The sequence below is a fragment of the Yersinia aleksiciae genome (assembly GCF_001047675.1).
Lineage (GTDB): Bacteria > Pseudomonadota > Gammaproteobacteria > Enterobacterales > Enterobacteriaceae > Yersinia > Yersinia aleksiciae.
In genome coordinates this window covers 1,014,477-1,037,055 of record NZ_CP011975.1, presented here as the reverse complement: position 1 = coordinate 1,037,055, position 22,579 = coordinate 1,014,477, and the positions used below count along the sequence as shown (strand labels likewise).

The following is a 22,579-nucleotide window of genomic DNA, read 5'->3' as shown; positions in this document are numbered from 1 at the left end:
TTTTACTCCTCTGTCGCGGCTTGCGGGCTGGCGACAGAGTGACGGCGCACCAGTGTCGGGCTAAACATATTGGTGATCTCAGGCAACGGGGTGTGGTTGGCCAGCGCCAGTGCGAGCTCCGCCGCTTGTGTTGCCATCGCCACCACTGGATAACGGATGGTGGTCAGCCGTGGCCGCAAATAGCGTGAGATCAAAACATCGTCAAAACCGATCAGTGAGATCTCTTGCGGCACTTCAATGCTGTTATCACTGAGAACCGACAACGCGCCAGCGGCCATGGAGTCGTTATAACAGGTGACGGCGGTGAAATGTTTGCCACGGCCCAGCAGGTCGGTCATGGCTTGCTCGCCGCCAATTTCATCCGGTGTCCCGTAAGAGATCAAACGGTCATCAACGGCGATATCAAACTCTTTTAGTGCATCCAGATAGCCTTGCAGGCGGTCAATGGCATCAGAAATCTGATGGTTGGAGCAAATAATCGCTATCCGCTTATGCCCTTGCTGAATCAGATGGCGAGTTGCCAACCAGGCACCGTAACGATCATCTAATGCGACACAGCGGGTTTCAAAACCGGGCAGAGTGCGATTGATCAGCACCATACCGGGGATCTGCTCCATCAGTGACGTCAATTCTTCATCGGATAATTTTTTGGCGTGAACCACCAGTGCGGCGCAGCGATGGCGGATCAGTTGCTCGATAGCTTGACGCTCTTTCTCCGCATCATGGTAACCGTTACCAATCAGCAGGAAATTACCGGTGGCATACGCCACTTGTTCTACCGCTTTTACCATTGAGCCAAAGAAGGGATCGGACACATCAGAGACAATCATACCGACAGTTTCGGTGGATTGCTGAGCCAGCGCGCGGGCATTGGCATTGGGGTGATACTGCAACTGCTCCATGGCGCTAGATACCGCCACACGTGATGCTTCACTGGCCTTAGGCGAATTATTGATAACACGAGATACCGTCGCGACGGAAACACCCGCCAGCTTGGCAACATCCTTAATAGTGGCCATTTTTCTTCCAGAGATTTCAGGGTAATCGCTTACATCACTCAGTTTTGCGGAAAACCGTCTTGCCCGCAAGGGGGGATGATCGCAACTTGGTGAGAAAAAACCAAAGAAAAGGAAATTAGGCGCATTAACGGTTGCTTTCGACGGTGGCAAGCCTTCACTGCCCGTCCTATTGCCTGCATTTTCCTTAGTACCAAAGGATCATATTTAGTCGAAATTGTGCTTTGGTTTTATGGCCTGATGAATGTTACGTTTATGGTCTAATTAATCGTCTGAGATACCCATGTCCATCATCCGTTACCCCCAGCTTGCCCACTGGGGCGCTTATACTGCTGTCGTTGAAGATGGCAAATTGATCCGCTGTGAACCCTTTGCCGATGATTCCAACCCTTCGCCGCTGCTGGAATCCATCACGCCGATGGTTTATTCCGACAAACGTATTCGTAAACCAGCAATACGGCGCTCATGGCTACAGCAACGGGAGAAAAGTGATCGCACCCTGCGTGGACGGGAAGATTTTGTCGAGGTGGATTGGGATGTCGCGCTGGATTTAGTGGCCGCAGAGAATCGGCGGGTCCGGGATCGTTATGGCCCGTCAGGGCTATTTACCGGCTCATACGGTTGGTCTTCTGCGGGACGTTTACATCACGCGCGCTCATTAGTTCGGCGCTTCTATTTCGGTGGCGGTGGGGGTGTCGACCAATTGGGCAATTACAGCTGGGGATCGGCCCAGTTCTTTCTGCCCTATGTGATCGGGACTTTTAGTCCGTTGACTGGCCGAGTCACCTCATGGCCGAGTGTGGTTGAGCATTGCGAACTGTTTATCGCCTTTGGTGGGCTGGCATTGAAAAATGCTCAAGTCTCTTCCGGTGGTTCGGCGGAACACTCGCTGAAACCCTGGTTAGAGAAGCTGGCGCAAAAAGGCACGCCGGTGATCAACATCTCCCCAATGCGTGACGACTGCCCCGCTTTTGTGAATGCGGAGTGGATACCGATCCGCCCGAATACCGATGTGGCGCTGATGTTGGCGTTGGCTTATGAAATCCAACGCTTTGATGGGCAGGATGAATCTTTCCTCGCCAGCCACTGTGTGGGCTATGAGCAATTAGCCGATTACATCCGTGGTGTGAGTGACGGCGTGGCGAAAACGCCCAATTGGGCCAGTGAGATTACCGGCATTCCGGCGGTAAGAATTAGCCAATTAGCCCAGCAACTTATTGGCGTGCGCAGCTTTATGACCTGCTCCTATTCAGTACAACGCGCCCATCGCGGCGAACAACCTTACTGGATGGTGATTGCTCTCTCGGCCATGTTGGGGCAAGTGGGGCTGCCGGGTGGTGGTTTCTCATTTGGTCACGGTTCGATGAATGGGGTGGGTAACCCGCGTATAGACACCCCAGGGCCGACGATGCCTGTGGGCAAAAATCCTGCTGGGCTGGCGATTCCGGTGGCGCGGATTTGTGACATGCTGCTGCAACCGGGGCAGCCATATCAATTTCAGGGCGAAACTCACACGTATCCCGATATTCACTTGGTGCATTGGGCGGGTGGCAATCCGTTCCACCATCATCAACAGTTGAATCGGCTGGTGGAGGGGTGGCAAAAGCCGGACACGGTGATTGTGCAGGATATCTGGTGGACACCAGCGGCTAAAATGGCGGATATCGTGCTGCCAGTGACCAGTTCATTGGAGCGCAATGATATTGGCGGATCGTCGCGGGATCGCTATGTGCTGGCGATGCATCAAGCGATTGCGCCACAACATCAGGCCCGCAACGACTTTGATATCTTTGCCGATCTGGCTGAGCGACTGGGTTATCGCGATAGCTTTACCGAGGGGCGCGATGAGATGGCATGGATCCGGCATATCTACCAAGAGTGTGGTGTTGCCCAACAGCCGCATGGGGTGGAGTGGCCTGATTTTGAGACATTCTGGCAACGGGGCCATGTTGATCTTCCGGCACCGCAGCAAGAGTTTGTGTTCTTTGATCACTTCCGCAACGATCCGCAGGCGCATCCGCTACAGACGCCCAGTGGCAAGATTGAGCTGTTCAGTGAAAAAATCGCCAGCTATCAATATGCCGATTTTGCGCCACACGCCGAGTGGAAACCGCCGGTGGAGTGGCTGGGGGCGCCCGAAGCTGAGCAGTGGCCGCTGCATTTGATCTCCATCCAACCCGCCGATCGCCTGCACAGTCAGCTCGATCCCGCGCCATTGGCACAAGGGAATAAAACCGCAGGACGTGAAACGCTCTATATGCATCCGCAAGATGCGGCCAGCCGCGAGATTACCGAGGGCAGCCAGGTGCAAGTCAGCAATTTACGTGGCAACTGTCTGGCGGGGGTGCGTATTACTGACGGCGTGACCCGTGGCGTGGTGCTGATGGCAACCGGTGCCTGGTTTGATCCCGGTTTTGGTGGCAAGCAGCACAAAGTTGAGCAATCCGGCAATCCCAATGTCCTGACGTTGGATATCGGCACTTCTCGATTGACCCAAGGGCCGAATGCGATGAGCTGTTTAGTTGAGGTCGCACTCTATTAATGGCCATCTACTGCAATGAATTACAAACCTTTTCGCCTTTTTGACAATGTTCACCACTGGTTACACTTTGCACGCAAATGTTTCGATTGCTAGCTGGCTGTGGCACCACATAAACGGATATCCTGATTGTCCCAGAGGTATTAATTGGTGAGTAATCAACATACGCTGTGTGTTAAAAGCCAGTTTTTGATTTGCACCGACCTACGCAGATGCGTAGGTTTTTTTTTATTTGTTCCCTCCCGCCACTTTCAGTTTCTCCTTACAGATAAATTCCCCACTATTATAGTATTCTCTCCTCATCATATTTATTGGCTTATAGAGAGACAGAGATGGGTTATCGCTTACTGCGCGCGCTTTTTCGTGGGTTATTTCGTGTCACCATTGAGGGGGTAACTGACCAGTTTACGCATCAGAAACTGATCATTACACCCAATCATGTCTCTTTCCTTGATGGCATCTTGTTAGCGCTATTTCTGCCGATCAAACCGGTTTTTGCGGTCTATTCCAGCGTCACCGAAAGTTGGTTTATGCGCTGGCTAAAACCTTACGTAGATTTTGTCGCCCTCGATCCTACTAAACCGATGGCCATCAAACACTTGGTCAGAATGGTCGAGCAGGGCAGGCCGGTGGTGATATTCCCTGAAGGGCGTATTACCGTGACTGGCTCATTAATGAAAATCTACGATGGTGCCGCCTTTGTTGCCGCTAAATCTGGTGCGGCGGTGGTGCCTATTAGGTTGGAAGGCCCCGAATTTAGCCGCTTTGGCCGATTGGCGGAGGTACTCAAAGTCCGCTGGTTCCCGAAAATCAGCATCTATGTGTTACCGGCAACCCATCTACCGATGCCGCAAGCGCCACGCGCCCGTGAACGCCGGGTGCTGGCAGGCGAGTGCTTACATGCCATTATGATGGCGGCCCGCATGGCTATCGTGCCGCGAGAAACTTTATTTGAAGCGCTACTGGCGGCTCAAACTCGCTATGGGCGCTTTAAGCCCTGCATCGAAGATATCTCCTTTAAAGAGGATAGCTACCAGACGCTACTGAAGAAAATCCTTGGCGTCAGCCGCATCCTGCAACGTTTTACCGCGCCGGGCGAGCACGTGGGTATGCTGCTGCCAAATGCGACTATCACGGCGGCGGCGATTTTTGGGGCCTCAGTGCGCGGGCGCATTCCGGCGCTGCTGAATTACACCTCGGGTGCCAAGGGGCTGAAGAGTGCGATTACTGCGGCCTCATTGAAAACTATCGTCACCTCGCGCCAGTTTTTGGAGAAAGGCAAGCTGACACATCTGCCGGAACAGGTGACTGAGGCCAACTGGGTCTATCTGGAAGATCTAAAAGACACCGTGACGCTCGCGGATAAGTTATGGATTTTATTCCACTTATGCTGCCCACGTCGGGCGATGCTGCCCCAGCAGGCGGACGACAATGCCCTGATTTTGTTTACCTCCGGTTCTGAAGGCAATCCGAAAGGGGTGGTGCATTCACACGCCAGCTTATTGGCGAATGTCGAGCAAATTCGCACCATTGCTGATTTTACGCCTCGTGATCGCTTCATGTCGTCACTGCCGCTGTTCCATGCGTTTGGCCTGACCGTGGGGTTATTCACCCCACTGATGACCGGTAGCCGCGTATTTCTTTACCCTAGCCCGCTACACTATCGTGTGGTCCCTGAGTTGGTGTATGACCGCAACTGCACCGTGCTGTTTGGCACCTCAACCTTCCTGGGTAATTACGCCCGCTTTGCCCATCCCTATGATTTTGCTCGTTTGCGCTACGTGGTGGCGGGGGCTGAAAAGTTAGCCGATAGCACTAAACAGATTTGGCAGGACAAATTCGGCATTCGCATTCTGGAAGGCTACGGCGTCACTGAATGCGCGCCCGTGGTGGCGATCAATGTGCCTATGGCGGCGAAAGTGAACACAGTAGGCCGCATTCTACCGGGGATGGAATCGCGATTGATTAAAGTACCGGGCATCGAGCAGGGCGGTCGTTTGCAACTACGCGGCCCCAATATCATGCGCGGCTACCTGCGGGTCGAAAATCCTGGCGTACTGGAGCAGCCATCCGCTGAAAATGCGCAGGGCGAACAGGAGGCCGGTTGGTATGACACCGGTGACATTGTTGCTATCGATGAGCAGGGGTTCTGCGCGATTCGTGGCCGAATGAAGCGTTTTGCCAAATTGGCGGGCGAAATGGTGTCACTGGAGAGCGTCGAGCAACTGGCGCTGCGAATCTCACCTGAAGGGCAACATGCGGCAGCGGCTAAAACCGACAGTGCCAAAGGTGAAGCCTTGGTGCTGTTCACTACCGACAGTGAGATTACCCGTGAACAGTTAATCAAAGCCGCGCGCGAAAGTGGCGTGCCAGAACTGGCCGTCCCACGTGATATTCGGGTGGTGAAAGCCTTGCCGTTACTCGGCAGTGGTAAACCTGACTTTGTGACGTTAAGCAAAATGGCGGAAGACCCGGAGATGAGCCTATGAGTCAGCAAGCGATAGTAGATAAGCCTTTGTTATCCCGAGGGATGATCGCGGTGCTCAGCGCGCAATTTTTCTCGGCGTTTGGCGACAATGCGCTGCTTTTTGCCACTCTGGCACTGATTAAGCAGCAGCTATATCCCGACTGGAGCCAACCCATTCTGCAAATGGCCTTCGTCGCGACCTATATCATTTTGGCACCTTTTGTCGGGCAATTTGCTGACAGCTTCGCGAAAGGGCGGGTGATGATGGTAGCGAATGGTTTGAAGTTGGCTGGTGCACTGGTGATCTGTTTTGGTTTCAATCCGTTCTTGGGCTATAGCCTGGTGGGTGTGGGCGCTGCGGCTTATTCACCGGCTAAATATGGCATCTTGGGTGAGATCACCTCCGGCGAGCAGTTGGTGAAAGCCAATGGCATGATGGAAGCCTCAACTATCGCCGCGATTTTATTGGGATCAGTGGCTGGGGGTGTGCTGGCAGACTGGAATTTGGTCGCGGCCTTAGGGGTCTGTGCGCTGGTGTACGCCATCGCGGTAGTCGCCAATTTATTTATTCCACGCTTAGCGGCCGCTCGAGCAGGCAGTTCATGGCGGCCTCGGGCCATGACGAGCAGCTTTTTTACCGCGTGTCGGCTGCTATGGCGTGACGGTGAAACTCGCTTCTCACTGGCGGGAACCAGCCTGTTTTGGGGGGCTGGGGTCACGTTACGCTTCCTGTTGGTGCTCTGGGTGCCTATCGCGTTAGGGATTACCGATAACACCACGCCGACCTTGCTCAATGCCATGGTGGCGATAGGAATTGTGGTCGGGGCTGGGGCTGCAGCGCGCTTTGTCACCCTTAAAACTGTGAAGCGCTGCCTACCCGCAGGGGTGTTGATTGGCGTTGTTGTTGCCATTTTTGCCCTACAACACAGTATGCCTATGGCCTATTTACTGTTGATTATCATCGGGATTTTGGGCGGATTCTTTGTGGTGCCACTCAATGCGCTGCTACAGGAACGCGGTAAACAGAGTGTCGGTGCGGGTAATGCCATCGCCGTGCAGAATCTGGGTGAAAACACCGCCATGCTGCTGATGCTGGGCTTGTTCTCCGTGGTGGTCAAACTGGGTGTGCCAGTGGTGGCGGTCGGCGTGGGGTTCGGCGTGATCTTTGCACTGGCTATCGCGCTACTCTGGGGCTGGCAGTGGCGGCAACTGCGCAGGAAAGCGGTGGAGTGACTCGATAACCTAACGAAAGGCCGCATTTGCGCACCAGAAATACCCGGAGACAGAGATTATCTGCCTCCGGGATAAGCACGGGTTAATGGCCTTTGGCCGCCTCTTCAATCAACGCGATGATTTCATTGGGATGGGAAGCCAGAGACGCGTGGCTGGAGTCCAGACGAATGGTTTTCTTCGGTTTCATGCGTTCGGTAAACCACTGCTGAGTTTCTGGCGGTATCATATTGTCCTGATTGGAAATCTGGTACCAACTGGGTTTGGTTTTCCACGCTGGCTCTGCCGAGGCATCTTCAAAACAATGGCCCGAGGTTGGTTTCTGCGCGACGGCCATAACGATGGCTTCGGTTTTGTCTAAGTCTTGACAGAAACTTTCGTGGAATTTGTCCCGCTTAATCCAAAGGAAACCGTCCTGATCCGGAACCAGATTGGCAGCACCAGAAGGGAGGTTGCGCAGTTGGAAAATAGAGCCAAGACTTTCGCCTTTCTCTGGCGCAAAGGCGGCAACATAGACCAGCCCAACAACATGAGCCAGGTCGCCAAGTTGCGAAATCACCATACCACCATAAGAATGGCCTACCAGAATGGTGGGGCCTTCCAAAGATGCTGCCAGCTTTCTCGTTCGCTCCACGTCATCTGCCAATGAGGTCAATGGGTTTTGTACCGCGTATACGGCATAACCCTTGTTATGTAGCGTAGGAATAACATGACGCCAGTGAGAACCGTCGCCCCATGCGCCGTGTACCAATAGGATATTCGGTTTTTTTGTCATTTTATGCCCTGTATTATCAGTAAAGAACATGAAATAGGGTTGTGGATAGGTTGATATCAGTTCTATCACCGACCCCAAAAAGTATAGTTCAGGTATCACTTTCTTGGAAACGTCGGCCTATATCACTGGCTGATAATGTCATTGACCAGAGAAGTTGATGTGTAGGGTATTTTGCCGGTATTTGTGAAAGGGGGCTAAGGCGCTTTGGAAGAGGTTAGGCATACATGACGGGCAGGCATAGAGTTGATCTCCCTGAGTTGGCGGCACAATCAGTCGATCGTATTTTCTCTATGTCAGCCCTTTTTCTGCTGATTCCTCAGCGTCTTAGCGACCTTTTTGCTATTCTCTCGCGGAGAGACTTAAGGTGCAGGGAAGGTGAAGCGAGTGTGGATCTCTTCCAATGCGTCTAACACTTCCTGACTCAACACTACATTCTGGCTATCAATATTACTTTTCAGCTGTTCCAGCGTGGTCGCGCCTAATAATGTACTGGCTACGAAGGGTTGCTGCCGCACGAAGGCTAGCGCCATCTGCGCTGGATCAAGGCCGTGACGTTTTGCTAGTGCGACATATTCCGCTACCGCCAACTGAGGTTGGGTACCGGTATAACGTGTGAAACGACTGAACAAGGTATTACGTGCGCCTGCGGGTTTTGCGCCATTAAGGTATTTGCCGCTCAGGGTGCCGAACGCGAGGCTGGAATAAGCCAGTAGTTCAACCCCTTCGTGCTGGCTAATCTCCGCCAAACCCACTTCAAAGCTGCGGTTAAGCAGGCTGTAGGGGTTCTGAATCGACACAATGCGAGGGAGGTCATGCTTCTCCGCCAACTGCAAATAACGCATTACGCCCCACGGCGTTTCATTCGAGACACCGATATAACGGATTTTGCCAGCCCGCACTTGTTCATTTAGCGCTTCCAGTGTCTCGAGCAAGGTCACAACGGCGGTTTGTTCGCTGTAGCGATAATTAAGCTTGCCGAAACAGTTAGTATCCCGCTGTGGCCAATGCAATTGATAAATATCGAGATAATCGGTATTAAGCCGCCTGAGGCTATCTTCCAGCGCAATGCGAATATTTTTCCGGTCCAGTGCCATATTCGGACGGATCGGCTGATCACTCCCGCGAGATGGCCCGGAGACTTTGCTGGCTAAGATGATTTTATCTCGGCTACCGCGTGCTTTTATCCAATTACCGATGTATTGCTCAGTCAACCCTTGGGTTTCTGGCCTTGGGGGCACCGGATACATTTCCGCAGTATCGATTAAGTTAATACCAGCTGCAACGGCATAATCCAGTTGAGCATGGGCATCGGCTTCACTGTTTTGCTCACCAAAAGTCATGGTGCCCAAACCCAGCAGGCTGACCTCTAATGAACTGTGGGGGATACGATGATATTGCATTGCCGACCTTCCTTAATGTCTGAAATTGTCAGGCCATACCCTGTGTACTTGGCGTTGCTGTCTCGCCAATGATTTTGGGTATAAGTCAAACCCGCCTTATTCGACTATAACCAAGCGCGGCAGTAGGGGGAAGCGTGTAAGACGAAAGTGCAGAAAAAAGTGGGAAACGGGTGCGTTGAACCGCACCCGGAGGTGATTATGCTTTTTTGTCAGTAGACTTATTTTTCTTCCCGCGCATCAGATTGAGGGTTTCAACCCCCATCGAGAAGAACATTGCGAAGTAAATGTAGCCTTTTGGAATGTGGATCTGGAAACTTTCCAGCATCAGCGTGAAGCCGACCAGAATCAGGAAAGAGAGCGCCAACATTTTGACTGATGGATGGCGGTTAACAAATTCACCAATCGGTCTAGCCGCAAACATCATCACGCCCACAGAAATAACCACTGCAGCCATCATAATGAACAGATGGTCCGACAGCCCAACCGCCGTGATGACCGAATCCAGGCTAAAGATGATATCCAGCAGCATGATTTGCACGATAGCGCCGAAGAAGGAACTAACGTTGCTACTGTGCTCAGTATCGCTGCCTTCGATCGTTTCATGAATTTCTTTACTGGCTTTCCAGATCAGGAATAACCCACCTAACAGCAGGATCAAATCCCGCATGGAGACGCCATGGCCTGCGATGGTAAACAGCGGCTCAGTCAGGCGAATCACCCAAGCTATAGACGCCAGTAATGCCAAGCGCATTAACATTGCCCCAGCCAAGCCTATACGGCGGGCTTTGTTCTGCTGCGCTTTAGGTAATTTTGCGACCACCAAAGAGAGGAAAATAATATTGTCTATCCCGAGAACGATCTCGAGGATAGTTAACGTGCCCAGCGCCAACCAGGCATTTGGATCGGCAATCCATTCAAACATTGCGCCATTACACCTTACGGAAACACAAAAATACAATTATACGCTTTTATTTATGAATCGGAATATATCTGACGTGATTGGCGTGGCGACTTAGTGGTAAGCCGCATCAATCTCGGTGATGCTTACAACAGAAAGTGGCGGGCCAGCATAGGGCCGGTAAAGGTTTTTTTCAGATAAAATCCACGGGGTAAGGTCATGATAGGCTGCCCCTGCTCGCCGATAGCTTCGGTCAAGGCGCGGCTATTGGCGGCCTTCGGACGCAACTGCAATACCTCGCCATGACGGGCGGTGATGGTTTCGACTTTACCTAAAACGATAAGATCCATTAACTCTTCCCAATCGCGGCGCAGCAGCTCCTCTTCTTGCGTATTCGGACTCCACAACAAAGGCGCGCCAACCCTGCGTTCTGCTAACGGAATTTGCCGCTCTCCTTCAACGGGTACCCACAAGACTCTGGCCAGCTTATGTCGCACATGGCTATTTTCCCAAGTGATGCCGCTATTACCGGTCAGTGGTGCGACGCAGACGAAAGTGGTCTCCAGCGGTTTGCCTTGGCCGCTGATCGGAATGGTTTTCAGCTCAATGCCAATATCCGCAAAATCCTGTTCAGGTTTACTGCCCGCGCTGGCCCCCAGATAGAACTCCAGCAACATACCAACCCAACCTTTGACACGTTTTAGGTCTGCCGGGATGACCCATTGCGCACGCGCTGCTAATTCACCCAAGGTAAAACCTGACAAAGCTTGAGCGCGTTGAAAAAGTTGATGTTCATCAGTCGGGGGGGCGGGTGGCAGTGAATAAACAGACATTGATGGAAACCTGCTAAAGTCGGTTAAAAAACAAACTGAATTAAAAATGACGGTATCTGCGTTGTTATTCAGCTTGGCAGAAATGAATAATAGCATGATTTAACGGAAGTTTTCTTTCCCCCCACCAAGGAAATGCTTTTATTCTGGCTATCTTGTGCACCTGCTGACAGTAATAATGAACAGGATCTTACACCTATTTATCCACAGATTTCTTGGATAACCTCAGTAAATCACGATCACTGGTTCAATTTACAGCCTTGACGATCGCTTTTTTTGCGAGTTTTGCTATTTTTTGCATAACTTCGCCTCATTATCTGTGGATAAAAACTGCATTGATGGATCTTTAGCCAGCACTAGATCCAAAACGGATATAGATCACATTTTGGTGTAGTGAATGCCTGTGGGAAACCTGTTATTTCATTGAAATTAATCAATTATTTTTTTAGATATTTTTATCGTATTATTAGCTTAAAATGAGTTGTACCCGCTTTACCCTAGAGTTCTGCACACCTATATCCACAGAAAAAGTGAATAAAATAGTATGCTGGTCCCTCAGGGTGTTCATAACTTTGCTAATATCTGTGAGTTATCCCAGAGTTATCAGGTTTTACTGTCTGATAAGCAGTGGTTTACCGCCTGTTGCTAGTGTGAAACAATCAGGGCATCTTTGCGTTTTTAAGCTTATCGAGGTAGTCCGGTGATCGACGATGATGGCTACCGCCCGAACGTGGGTATCGTAATTTGTAATCGGCAAGGCGAAGTGTTGTGGGCCAGGCGGTACGGCCAGCACTCTTGGCAGTTTCCTCAAGGGGGGATAAACCCCGGTGAAACACCAGAGCAGGCGATGTATCGCGAACTTTTTGAAGAGGTAGGACTGAACAAAAAGGATGTCCGAATTCTGGCTTCAACCCGTAACTGGTTACGTTATAAATTACCGAAACGTTTGGTGCGTTGGGATACAAAGCCGGTGTGTATCGGCCAAAAGCAACGATGGTTTCTGCTACAGTTAATGTGCAATGAAGCCGATATCAACATGCAACGCAGCAGTACCCCGGAGTTTGATGGCTGGCGATGGGTCAGTTATTGGTATCCGGTGCGTCAGGTGGTCTCTTTTAAACGTGATGTTTATCGTCGCGTAATGAAAGAATTTGCTCCAACCGTCATGCCTGTACAGGAGGTTGCTCCGCCACGGGTACCGCCTGCTTATCGCCGTAAAAGAGGTTAAGTTAAGCCGATCATGCTCATGCGTTTGCGAGAAATAGTTGAGAAAGTGGCAATGGCAACCAGCCTAACGGATGCGTTAGAGCTGCTGGTCAATGAAACCTGTCTGGCGATGGACACGGAAGTCTGCTCGATTTATCTGGCAGATAATGACCGCCGTTGTTACTACCTGATGGCAACACGAGGTTTGAAAAAGCCTCGTGGTCGCATCATTACACTGGCTTTTGACGAAGGTATCGTCGGGCTGGTGGGGCGTTTGGCTGAGCCAATTAACCTGGCTGATGCTCAGAGTCACCCCAGTTTTAAATATGTTCCGCAAGTCAAAGAGGATCGCTTCCGCGCGTTTCTCGGGGTGCCGATTATCTATCGCCGCCAGCTACTCGGCGTGCTGGTGGTTCAGCAACGTGAGCATCGTCAGTTTGATGAGAGTGAAGAGTCGTTCATGGTCACGCTGGCTACACAGCTGGCAGGCATTCTTTCTCAATCTCAGCTTAATGCCATTTTTGGTCAATATCGTCAAACGCGAATTCGCGCTCTGGCTGCGGCACCCGGCGTGGCTGTTGCGGAAGGGTGGCAGGATACCTCCCAGCCCTCCCTCGATTTGGTTTATGAAGCCTCAACGCTCGATACTGTTCAGGAGCGCGAACGCCTGACTCAAGCGCTGGAAGAGGCTGCGGCTGAATTCCGCCGCTTCAGTAAGCGCTTCGCCGCCAGCTCACAAAAAGAGAGCGCGGCAATTTTCGATCTCTACTCCCATTTACTCAATGATGCCCGCTTAAAGCGTGAGCTTTTCGCACAAATTGACGCCGGTTCTGTGGCCGAATGGGCAGTTAAGCAAGTGGTTGAACAATTTGCTGCGCAATTTGCCAACTTGCAAGATACCTACATGCGCGAGCGTGCCAGTGATCTGCGGGCATTAGGTCTGCGCTTGTTGTTTCACCTCGACGATAGCACTTCCGGTGCCAGCCAATGGCCTGAACGGTTTATTCTGGTGGCCGATGAGCTAACCGCAACGTTATTGGCTGAGGTGCCACAGGATCGTCTGGTCGGTGTCGTGGTCCGTGACGGTGCCGCTAACTCCCACGCCGCTATTTTGGTGCGCGCCATGGGTATCCCGACCGTGATGGGGGCGGATATCCAGCCAGCGCTGCTGAATCAGCGGCTATTGATTGTTGATGGCTACCGTGGCGAGGTGCTGGTCGATCCTGAGCCGGTACTGGTCAAAGAGTATCAGCGGTTGGTTACCGAAGAGATTGAACTCAGCAAGCTGGCTGAGGATGACGTCGAGCAACCTGCGGCCTTGAAAAGTGGTGAGCGAATTCAGGTTATGCTGAACGCCGGTCTTAGCCCAGAACATGAAAAACTGCTGGGTGGACGGGTCGATGGCGTGGGCCTCTACCGTACTGAAATTCCTTTCATGCTGCAGAGCGGTTTCCCCTCAGAAGAGGAGCAAGTCGCGCAATATCAAGGCATGTTGCAGCTTTATCCCAACAAATCTGTCACTTTGCGCACTCTGGACATTGGCGCAGATAAACAGCTGCCCTACATGCCCATCAGCGAAGAGAACCCTTGTCTGGGCTGGCGCGGTATCCGTGTCACCCTCGATCAGCCGGAGATCTTCTTGATCCAGGTCAGAGCGATGCTTCGCGCCAATGCAGGCACCGGGAATCTGGGTATTTTATTACCGATGATCACCAGTCTGGAGGAGGTCGATGAAGCCAAACGCCTGATTGACCGCGCTGGGCGCGAAGTTCAGGAAGTGCTGGGCTATGAGCTACCACAGCCAAAACTGGGTGTGATGATTGAAGTGCCCGCCATGATCTTTATGCTGCCTTATCTGAAGTCACGGGTTGATTTTATCTCGGTTGGCACCAACGATCTGACACAATATTTACTGGCGGTGGATCGCAACAATACTCGTGTTGCCTCGCTGTACGACAGTCTACATCCGGCGGTGCTGCAAGTGCTCAGCCACATTTTGACGCAAGCGACACAATCGGGTTTGCAGGTGAGCTTGTGTGGTGAAATGGCCGGCGATCCTATGGGCGCGCTGTTGCTGGTTGGATTGGGCTATCGCAATCTCAGCATGAATGGCCGTAGTGTGGCGCGAATAAAATATCTGCTGCGCAATATCGATTTGGCGGATGCACAAGCGTTAGCCGAGCGGGTATTAACTGCCCAAATGACCACGGATGTGCGTCATTTAACGGCAGCATTTATGGAACGCAGAGGATTGGGCGGATTGATTCGCGGCGGTAAGTAACGGCTACCCCTTGAAACTCATCGGGATTCTCACCTTTACCGCATAGCCGCAACGCCAATGAGTTTGGGGATACCCATAAAGGCTTTTGGCGAGCAATCTTCACTTGCAGGATAATGGTTGTTTACAGAACTTTTCCTTCTGCTGCGCCCCTGAGTAGCCTCGGCCTATGCTATTATGCGCAACCTGTGGCCCTAACCGGGCGAGAACACCTGTTTTCCCAAAAACAATAGACATTCCGTGGTGATAGATGAGCAATAGCTATCTGGCGTTTCCTAAATTCGATCCGGTCATTTTCTCGATTGGCCCGGTTTCCCTTCATTGGTATGGTCTGATGTATTTGGTCGGCTTTGTCTTCGCCATGTGGCTGGCCGTGCGTCGGGCCAACAAGCCAGGCAGCGGCTGGACCAAAGAAGAGGTCGAAAATCTCCTTTACGCCGGTTTCCTCGGTGTGTTTGTTGGTGGTCGTGTCGGTTATGTTCTGTTCTACAACCTACCGATGTTCCTCGATAATCCGCTCTACCTGTTTAAAGTCTGGGATGGTGGCATGTCATTCCACGGCGGTTTGATTGGTGTTATCTGCGTAATGCTGTGGTTCGCCCGCCGTACCAAGCGCCATTTCTTCCAAGTTGCCGACTTTATGGCACCACTGATTCCCTTTGGTTTAGGGGCGGGTCGTCTCGGTAACTTTATCAACGGCGAGCTGTGGGGCCGTGTCACTACCGATACCCCGTGGGCCATGCTATTCCCGACTTCCCGAGGTGAAGACATTGCGATTGTTGCCGCTGATCCGGCGAAATGGCAGGCGATATTCAACCAATATGGCGTCCTGCCGCGTCACCCGTCGCAACTGTACGAAATGCTCCTTGAAGGGGTGGTGCTGTTTATCATCCTGAACCTGTTTATCCGCAAGCCGCGCCCGATGGGCAGCGTTTCTGGCTTGTTCCTGATTGGTTATGGTGCATTCCGCATCATCGTGGAGTGCTTCCGCCAGCCAGATGCTCAGCTCGGCTTGTTCGACGGCGTGATCAGCATGGGGCAGATCCTATCTGTACCTATGATTCTGGCCGGTATCATTATGATGATTTGGGCGTATCGCCGTCCTGCGCAACAACTTTCGTGAGGTAATATGAAACAGTATCTGGATTTGATGAAAAAAGTGCTGGAAGAAGGCACCCCTAAAGATGACCGTACAGGTACAGGTACAGTATCGATTTTTGGGCATCAGATGCGTTTCAATTTACAAGACGGCTTCCCGCTGGTAACCACCAAACGTTGCCATTTGCGTTCGATCATCCATGAGCTGTTATGGTTCCTAAACGGCGATACCAATATTGGTTATCTGAAGGAAAATAATGTCTCAATCTGGGATGAGTGGGCAGATGAAAACGGTGACCTTGGCCCAGTATATGGCAAGCAATGGCGTGCCTGGGGCGCTGCCGATGGGCGTCAGATTGACCAACTGAGCAACGTGGTAAAACAGCTTAAGCAAGACCCTAATTCACGTCGCATTATTGTCTCTGCTTGGAATGTGGGTGAGCTGGATCAAATGGCACTGGCACCTTGCCATGCTTTCTTCCAGTTCTACGTGGCTGATGGCAAGCTTTCTTGCCAGCTATATCAACGTTCTTGCGATGTATTCCTTGGCTTGCCATTTAATATAGCCAGCTATGCATTACTGATACATATGATGGCGCAACAATGTGATTTGGAAGTCGGTGATTTTGTCTGGACGGGTGGCGATACTCACCTATACAGCAACCACATAGAGCAAACACACCTGCAATTAAGCCGCGAACCTCGGGCATTACCGAAATTGATAATCAAACGTAAACCTGACTCTTTGTTTGATTATCACTTCGATGATTTTGAAATTGAAGGGTACGATCCGCATCCAGGGATTAAAGCTCCGATCGCTATCTAACCTTCTGACCTGAGTCGCAATGGCTCAGGTCAGATTGATGACAAACCTCGACGACTCGATCTCAAGAGGTGAGGACAGGTAGAAGAGTAAAGCGTCCGCGCCAAGGATGGCACGGCTCAAGCCATCAGGGATGTTTATTTTTACAAAGGGAATACGGCGTCTTTACGATCTGCCTGTTCTCCCAGCCGCTGACACTTTGTCAATCACCTCAGTTTTATATCTGTCATCTCCATAACTCCCCTCATAACAGCGGTCTTCCCTGCCATAAAAATGCGAGCCGTGCCGCACTCTTTTTTGCATTTATGTCGTCGAAAATAAAATTTTGCGCACCCTTTCCAGACCTGATAATTAGCCACTAGACCCCAAGTTCTGGCGACGTAAACTTGCGACATGAAAACCGATATCACACTCAATAAAACACAACCCATAAAAGATAATCACCTGATAAAACAAAAAGGTATCAGTCTGATTGAGATATTGCTGGTTATTGCATTGGTCGGCGTTATGGCGACATGGGGGGCGCAAAGTTGGCACCAGTACCGGCAACGGGAAAGGCTGGCTGATAGCGCACGCCAGCTACTTGCCTTCTTAACACATTTGCAGGTACAGACGAATCGCAACAACGACACGGCACTATTATGGGTAGAGCAATATGGGCAGGGGTGTTTGGGCTATGGTGATAAACCCGTAGCACCTTGTTCTACATTAACTGGTAGCGTGTTTATTCCGCCTTATCCTGACGTCGTGATCACGATGTCATTGCAAAAGAGTATTGGCTTCTATGGGGTAAGAAACACGGCGCAAGCAGGAAGCATCCTACTCAATAACCCCGCAGGGCATATCCGGCTGATTATTTCCAGCCGAGGGCGAATGAGATTGTGCAGTGAAGGCCAGCCAATATCAGGTATCCATTTATGCCAAAAGTGAACATAAAGCCGATAGGGTCAATGCCGGAGCATACTTGGCATAGATCTATTTCAGGTTTTACGCTGCCGGAAATGATGCTGGCCTTAAGTATTGGCAGCATCATTGTGCTTGGTTCGACACAGCTTTTCCCCAAATTACGCCAGCAGATATCAATATTGCAACAACACTACCAGTTGGAGCTAGTACTCCGTCAGGGGATGGCTATGTTGGAAAAAGATTTACAGCGAGCGGGTTTTTGCCACGGAGAGTGCAAAGGGAAGGCTATCACCACACATCATTATCCAGGTGAAACCACAGATTCCTGCCTGATAACTGCGTATGACCTTAACCGTAATGGCCGATGGGAGGGGGAAAAGCATCAGGAGTCTGAATACTTTGGCTATCGTCTGCGTAATAAGGCATTGGAAGCCCAACGTGGGGAGCTAAGTTGCGCTGGTGGTGGTTGGGAAAGAGTGTTTGACCCAAAAGAGGTCACCATAACGCATTTTTCTGTTCGTCGATTACCCGAGGTAACACCTGCCCAGATTTACAGAGTGCAATTAGCTGGGCAAAGCACAGATAATGTAGCCGTCCAGAATCAGCTTATTTATATGATTCGTGGGAATAACCTATGAAGCAGAATCGCCAACAGGGGGCCAGCACCTTAGCTGCTGTCGCCACACTTTTTGCGCTTGGCTTATTTCTACTATCAGCCTTACACCGCCAATTGGATAATATTCAGCAAATCACAGCTGAGGATCAGCACCATTTACGGGTTTTTAATCAGGCGACATCATCATTGGCGTGGGGAATCAATCAGCATTGGTCATTCACTCTACCGTGGCGTGCTGGAGCAGTATGGCACTGTAGTGATCATCCACAGTATGGCTTAAAGGCCTGTATTAAACCGTCATCACTGACCGGACTTTTTATCCTGAGAGGAGAGAGCCAACCTCTTGGGGTACACCCCCCCTTGATGCTTTATCAGCGGGTCAAACTGAATACTAATAAAAACAATAGGGAAGGCTATCAATTGGTTAAAGCCGCTCATGGCTGGTTGGATTTTTGCCCGGATAAGGATACACAATTTTGTCTTTATTAAGAGATTGCTACAGACCGCAACTGACCAAGGAGTTAGCCTATTCGCGGGAACCGTCAGGATTTAGCCTGCCCGAAGCCTTAATAGCCGCGCTATTTTTCTCGGTTTCGCTATTGGGATTGTTGCAATACCAGCGGGCACTTTTGCAGGGTTTTTCTACTTTGTGGCAACAGCGTCAGGCTTGGTCTCTACTCCATCAGCATATTGAAAGCCTTGGAGGTAATACGCCGGATAAGCCGTTTATCTCTGGAATGAAGCCTAATTGGTTATATCGCCAATCAGTCGGCAGAGTTGCAGGGGAGTGCACCGAGTATAACTTCACTCTTACCGTGCGGCACAATCAGCAAGCAGAACTAAGCCGTTGGTTTTGCTCGGAGAGTGGGGGCTAGCCCCTGCAACAGCAAGTACCAAGGGTGATAATGACGATAACCTATTGCACTCACTCATTATCAAGTTAGAGTATTAAACCTCAGGATTTATTCACAAGTGATAATCAGTTGGTTTAATCATTCATGAATATTATCCATAGTGCCTTAAGGGAGTCATCATGTTCACGGTTTATCATTCTAATCAACTGGATTTACTCAAAGCGCTAACGACAGCGCTGATAGAACGAGAGCCGTTGGATAACCCTTTCCAGCAAGAAGTGGTGCTAGTTCAAAGCCCCGGAATGGCCCAATGGTTGCAGATGCAATTGGCACAACAGTTCAGCATTGCAGCCAATATTGAGTTTCCACTGCCCGCGACTTTTATCTGGGATATGTTTACCCGTGTCTTGCCGGGAATTCCCAAGGAGAGCGCATTCAGCAAAGATGCCATGACATGGAAACTCATGTGGTTATTGCCAGATTTACTGGATGACCCCGTATTTTCGCCCATGAAACGCTACCTAAGTGACGACGGTGATAAGCGTAAGATTCACCAACTTGCGACACGGGTAGCTGACCTTTTCGACCAGTATTTGGTGTATCGTCCTGAATGGCTTGAGGCTTGGGAACGTGGTCAACTCATTGAAAAACTGGACGATAACCAGCAGTGGCAAGCCAAGTTATGGGTTGAACTAACGCGCTACACCCGCGAACTGGAACAACCTGAATGGCACCGCGCCAATCTCTATCAGCGTTTTATCCGCACTTTACTCGACTCGGATGTTCGCCCCGCAGGGCTGCCTAAACGGGTATTTATTTGCGGTATATCGGCACTACCACCCATCTATTTACAGGCGCTGCAAGCGCTGGGTAAACACATCGATATTCATCTCATGTTTACCAACCCCTGTCGCTATTTCTGGGGTGATATTCAGGATTATGCCTTTTTGGCTAAATTACAAAGTCGCAAACGTAGACATTATCGCGAGTCGACTGAAGGAAAATCGATCGAAGTAAACCTGTTTCGGCATCCAGAACAGGCAGAACAACTATTCAATGTTGATGGAGAGCAGGATCTCAGTAACCCACTATTAGCCTCATGGGGACGTTTGGGGCGAGATCACATGTATCTATTGTCGCAAGTTGATGATATCCAAGAGGTACATGCTTTTGTTGATATTGAGCCGGACAATTTATTGCATGGTATTCAGCACGATATGCTGGAGTTGGAAGATCATGCCATCATTGGTACTACGCCGGAAACCTTAGCCCATAGTGACCAGAAACGGGTATTAGATCCGACTGATCGCTCTTTGAGTCTGCATGTTTGCCACAGCCCTCAAAGGGAAGTTGAGGTTCTGCAAGATAACCTGTTGAGGTTATTAGCCGCCGATCCTGAACTCACGCCACGCGACATCATTGTGATGGTCGCAGATATCGACAGCTATACCCCCTATATTCAGGCCACATTTGGTAATGCAACTGGGGGGCGTTATCTGCCCTTTGCGATCTCTGACCGTAAAGCCAGTCAGGCCCATCCGGCGTTACAAGCTTTTATTACCTTACTTGATCTCCCCCAGAGCCGCTTTACCTCCGAGCAAATATTAGCGCTGCTGGAAGTCCCAGCCTTAGCCAATAAGTTCGGTATTACCGAAGATGGGTTGCGCCGCTTGCGGCAATGGGTGGGGGAATCGGGTATCCGTTGGGGGTTGGATGATGACAATGTTCGAGAGCTATCTTTGCCCGCGACGGGGCAGCATACCTGGCATTTTGGTATAACCCGCATGTTGCTCGGTTATGCCATGGACAGTGCCGCCGGGGATTGGCAAGGTGTCTTACCCTATGATGAATCAAGTGGTTTGGCTGCGGAACTTGCCGGGCAATTGGCCGATATGCTGATGCAACTAGGGCAATGGCGGCTGCTGTTAAGTGAATCGCGCTCACTCAGCGACTGGTTACCACTGTGTCGCAGCTTATTGGATACCTTCTTCGAGTCCGATAATGAGACTGAAGCCGTTTTGGTACTGATTGAACAGCAGTGGCAGAAGGTTATCAGCTATGGTATCGCCGCCCAATATCCGGATGTTGTGCCACTTAATTTATTGCGGGATGAGTTGGCCTCACGCTTAGACAATGAGCGCATCAGCCAGCGCTTTCTCGCAGGGCCAATCAACTTCTGTACCCTGATGCCAATGCGCTCTATCCCGTTTAAAGTCGTGTGTTTATTGGGGATGAACGACGGTATTTACCCACGAACACTGCCGCCGTTGGGATTTGATTTGATGGCAAAACAGGTTCGTCGCGGTGATCGTAGTCGGCGTGATGATGATCGCTATCTGTTCCTTGAAGCACTACTTTCTGCTCAGCAACAGCTTTATATCAGTTATATCGGGCGTTCAATTCAAGACAACAGCAAGCGCTACCCCTCAGTGCTGGTGAGTGAATTGATTGAATATATTTCGCAAAGTTATCACTTGCCAGGAGATGAAGAGCTCAGTGCTGATGACAGCGCCAAACGGGTCATTCAACACTTGCTCTGTTTGCATGCTCGCATGCCGTTTGCAGCGGAAAACTTTGTCGAAAACAGTGAACTACAGAGTTACGCTGCGGAGTGGCTGCCCTCTGCTGAATCGAAAGGGCTGGCACATCCAGAGTTTAATCAACCTTTGTCGCCTGAACCCTTACCTGAAATTACCTTAGATGAGTTAATTCGTTTCTATCGTCATCCTGTAAGGGCATTCTTCCAGCTACGGCTAGGGGTGAATTTTGTTATTGAAGAAACAGAATTGCCAGATGAAGAGCCATTTACCTTAGATAACCTCAACCGATATCAATTTAATACCCAGTTGCTCAATGCACTTATAGATGATGGTGATATTAACACTGTGTTTACTCGTGCCCGAGCCGCTGGCAGCTTACCTTATGGATCCTTTGGCGAGCTTTATTGGGAAAGTCAGCAAGAAGAGATGGTGCCATTGGCTGAACAGATCCGCACTGAACGTAAAGAGAGCCACAGTATTGAGCTTAATATTGAATTTGGTAACACCACCCTGACGGGCTGGATTCATCAGGTTCAGGAGGATGGCTTAATTCGTTGGCGGCCTGCGGCATTGACCGCCGTCGATGGGCTTTTATTGTGGGTTGAACATCTGGTGTATTGCGCCGCAGGTGGTGAAGGTGAAAGCCGAATGTATGGCCGCAAAGGAACCGCATGGCGCTATGACTCTTTGAGTGGCGATGAAGCTCGTCAATATTTACAGCAGCTAATTACTGGATATCAGCAAGGGATGTGTGAACCTCTGCTACTGTTGAGTAAAAGTGGCTGGGCATGGCTGAGTCAGTGCTTTGATAGCGATTCTGATCAGATTCTGTGGGATGAAGAAACTCAGGCTAAAGCAAGAATGAAGCTTTTACAGGTTTGGCAAGGAGATCAGCGAGTTGCAGGAGAGGGGGAGGATCACTACGTACAAAGAGTACTTCGCCTGATGGATAACCAACATCTCGACATGATATTGCACGAAACGGAGCGTTATTTATTACCGATTGCCCGCCATAATAAGGCGTGAAAACTGCGCGTCACTCAACCAGATGATCGTACATATTCAATACAAGAAAGCCGGATATGTGTTTTAGCGGTAATTTT

General features: G+C 50.6%; 17 protein-coding genes. 12 read left to right on the top strand and 5 right to left on the bottom strand.

The window, feature by feature from the left end; translation table 11 throughout:
* Window positions 1-2: 2 nt before the first annotated feature.
* Entirely contained in the window at window positions 3-1,019 is a 1,017-nt protein-coding gene (gene galR / locus ACZ76_RS04875) for an HTH-type transcriptional regulator GalR (RefSeq protein ID WP_048617314.1), read from the bottom strand.
* Between the two features lie 280 nt (window positions 1,020-1,299).
* Here galR and ACZ76_RS04870 point away from each other — a divergent pair, with 280 nt between their 5' ends.
* The 3 genes from ACZ76_RS04870 (at window position 1,300) to lplT (ending at window position 7,255) form a co-directional block, all read left to right on the top strand.
* Window positions 1,300-3,558 (top strand): molybdopterin guanine dinucleotide-containing S/N-oxide reductase, encoded by a 2,259-nt coding sequence (locus tag ACZ76_RS04870; protein ID WP_048617311.1) that lies wholly within the window; start codon window positions 1,300-1,302, stop codon window positions 3,556-3,558.
* 329 nt (window positions 3,559-3,887) lie between these two features.
* Complete coding sequence (gene aas, locus ACZ76_RS04865) at window positions 3,888-6,044, top strand: bifunctional acyl-ACP--phospholipid O-acyltransferase/long-chain-fatty-acid--ACP ligase (RefSeq protein ID WP_048617309.1); 2,157 nt, start codon at window positions 3,888-3,890, stop codon at window positions 6,042-6,044.
* A complete protein-coding gene (gene lplT, locus ACZ76_RS04860; protein ID WP_048617307.1) occupies window positions 6,041-7,255 on the top strand; it encodes a lysophospholipid transporter LplT in 1,215 nt (404 codons plus the stop codon). Before aas ends, lplT begins: the two co-directional genes overlap by 4 nt.
* Window positions 7,256-7,337: 82 nt before the next feature.
* Here the strand turns inward: lplT and ACZ76_RS04855 are convergent, their stop codons facing one another.
* From ACZ76_RS04855 to mutH, 4 genes are all read right to left on the bottom strand, one after another.
* Window positions 7,338-8,027 (bottom strand): alpha/beta hydrolase, encoded by a 690-nt coding sequence (locus tag ACZ76_RS04855; protein ID WP_048620189.1) that lies wholly within the window; start codon window positions 8,025-8,027, stop codon window positions 7,338-7,340.
* 359 nt (window positions 8,028-8,386) lie between these two features.
* Window positions 8,387-9,427 (bottom strand): NADP(H)-dependent aldo-keto reductase, encoded by a 1,041-nt coding sequence (locus ACZ76_RS04850; RefSeq protein ID WP_048617305.1) that lies wholly within the window; start codon window positions 9,425-9,427, stop codon window positions 8,387-8,389.
* 196 nt (window positions 9,428-9,623) lie between these two features.
* Window positions 9,624-10,349: a TerC family protein gene (locus ACZ76_RS04845; protein WP_048617303.1), complete on the bottom strand. Its 726-nt coding sequence runs from the start codon at window positions 10,347-10,349 to the stop codon at window positions 9,624-9,626.
* A 122-nt stretch (window positions 10,350-10,471) separates the two neighbouring features.
* The gene (gene mutH / locus ACZ76_RS04840; protein WP_048620188.1) at window positions 10,472-11,158 is read right to left on the bottom strand and encodes a DNA mismatch repair endonuclease MutH; all 687 of its coding nucleotides are present in this window, start codon (window positions 11,156-11,158) and stop codon (window positions 10,472-10,474) included.
* A 697-nt stretch (window positions 11,159-11,855) separates the two neighbouring features.
* Between mutH and rppH the strand changes: the two genes are divergently transcribed.
* From rppH to recC, 9 genes are all read left to right on the top strand, one after another.
* Window positions 11,856-12,383 (top strand): RNA pyrophosphohydrolase, encoded by a 528-nt coding sequence (gene rppH, locus ACZ76_RS04835; RefSeq protein WP_019211575.1) that lies wholly within the window; start codon window positions 11,856-11,858, stop codon window positions 12,381-12,383.
* A 12-nt stretch (window positions 12,384-12,395) separates the two neighbouring features.
* Window positions 12,396-14,642 carry a phosphoenolpyruvate--protein phosphotransferase gene (gene ptsP / locus ACZ76_RS04830; RefSeq protein ID WP_048617300.1) on the top strand — a complete coding sequence of 749 codons (2,247 nt, stop codon included), beginning with the start codon at window positions 12,396-12,398 and terminating at the stop codon, window positions 14,640-14,642.
* Between the two features lie 247 nt (window positions 14,643-14,889).
* Window positions 14,890-15,762, top strand: coding sequence for a prolipoprotein diacylglyceryl transferase (lgt, locus tag ACZ76_RS19005; RefSeq protein WP_048617298.1), 873 nt, complete (start codon window positions 14,890-14,892; stop codon window positions 15,760-15,762).
* A gap of 6 nt (window positions 15,763-15,768) precedes the next feature.
* Window positions 15,769-16,563, top strand: a complete 795-nt coding sequence (thyA, locus tag ACZ76_RS19000; protein WP_048617296.1) for a thymidylate synthase — start codon at window positions 15,769-15,771, stop codon at window positions 16,561-16,563.
* A gap of 390 nt (window positions 16,564-16,953) precedes the next feature.
* Window positions 16,954-17,490 carry a prepilin peptidase-dependent protein gene (locus tag ACZ76_RS04810; RefSeq protein WP_048617292.1) on the top strand — a complete coding sequence of 179 codons (537 nt, stop codon included), beginning with the start codon at window positions 16,954-16,956 and terminating at the stop codon, window positions 17,488-17,490.
* On the top strand, window positions 17,478-18,104 hold the full coding sequence (locus ACZ76_RS04805; RefSeq protein ID WP_048617290.1) for a prepilin peptidase-dependent protein: 627 nt from the start codon (window positions 17,478-17,480) through the stop codon (window positions 18,102-18,104). Before ACZ76_RS04810 ends, ACZ76_RS04805 begins: the two co-directional genes overlap by 13 nt.
* Window positions 18,101-18,571, top strand: coding sequence for a YgdB family protein (locus tag ACZ76_RS04800; protein WP_048617288.1), 471 nt, complete (start codon window positions 18,101-18,103; stop codon window positions 18,569-18,571). The genes ACZ76_RS04805 and ACZ76_RS04800 overlap by 4 nt, the downstream gene beginning before the upstream one ends.
* Entirely contained in the window at window positions 18,559-18,957 is a 399-nt protein-coding gene (locus ACZ76_RS17920; protein WP_071840469.1) for a prepilin-type N-terminal cleavage/methylation domain-containing protein, read from the top strand. The genes ACZ76_RS04800 and ACZ76_RS17920 overlap by 13 nt, the downstream gene beginning before the upstream one ends.
* 158 nt (window positions 18,958-19,115) lie before the next feature.
* Window positions 19,116-22,502: an exodeoxyribonuclease V subunit gamma gene (recC, locus tag ACZ76_RS04795; RefSeq protein WP_048617285.1), complete on the top strand. Its 3,387-nt coding sequence runs from the start codon at window positions 19,116-19,118 to the stop codon at window positions 22,500-22,502.
* Window positions 22,503-22,579: the final 77 nt, after the last annotated feature.

Excerpts from the sequence above, each read along its gene's own strand:
- galR (WP_048617314.1), bottom strand. The coding sequence starts at position 1,019 with ATGGCCACTATTAAGGATGTTGCCAAGCTGGCGGGTGTTTCCGTCGCG.
- ACZ76_RS04870 (WP_048617311.1), top strand. The coding sequence starts at position 1,300 with ATGTCCATCATCCGTTACCCCCAGCTTGCCCACTGGGGCGCTTATACT.
- aas (WP_048617309.1), top strand. The coding sequence starts at position 3,888 with ATGGGTTATCGCTTACTGCGCGCGCTTTTTCGTGGGTTATTTCGTGTC.
- lplT (WP_048617307.1), top strand. The coding sequence starts at position 6,041 with ATGAGTCAGCAAGCGATAGTAGATAAGCCTTTGTTATCCCGAGGGATG.
- ACZ76_RS04855 (WP_048620189.1), bottom strand. The coding sequence starts at position 8,027 with ATGACAAAAAAACCGAATATCCTATTGGTACACGGCGCATGGGGCGAC.
- ACZ76_RS04850 (WP_048617305.1), bottom strand. The coding sequence starts at position 9,427 with ATGCAATATCATCGTATCCCCCACAGTTCATTAGAGGTCAGCCTGCTG.
- ACZ76_RS04845 (WP_048617303.1), bottom strand. The coding sequence starts at position 10,349 with ATGTTTGAATGGATTGCCGATCCAAATGCCTGGTTGGCGCTGGGCACG.
- mutH (WP_048620188.1), bottom strand. The coding sequence starts at position 11,158 with ATGTCTGTTTATTCACTGCCACCCGCCCCCCCGACTGATGAACATCAA.
- ptsP (WP_048617300.1), top strand. The coding sequence starts at position 12,396 with ATGCTCATGCGTTTGCGAGAAATAGTTGAGAAAGTGGCAATGGCAACC.
- lgt (WP_048617298.1), top strand. The coding sequence starts at position 14,890 with ATGAGCAATAGCTATCTGGCGTTTCCTAAATTCGATCCGGTCATTTTC.
- thyA (WP_048617296.1), top strand. The coding sequence starts at position 15,769 with ATGAAACAGTATCTGGATTTGATGAAAAAAGTGCTGGAAGAAGGCACC.
- ACZ76_RS04810 (WP_048617292.1), top strand. The coding sequence starts at position 16,954 with ATGAAAACCGATATCACACTCAATAAAACACAACCCATAAAAGATAAT.
- ACZ76_RS04805 (WP_048617290.1), top strand. The coding sequence starts at position 17,478 with ATGCCAAAAGTGAACATAAAGCCGATAGGGTCAATGCCGGAGCATACT.
- ACZ76_RS04800 (WP_048617288.1), top strand. The coding sequence starts at position 18,101 with ATGAAGCAGAATCGCCAACAGGGGGCCAGCACCTTAGCTGCTGTCGCC.
- recC (WP_048617285.1), top strand. The coding sequence starts at position 19,116 with ATGTTCACGGTTTATCATTCTAATCAACTGGATTTACTCAAAGCGCTA.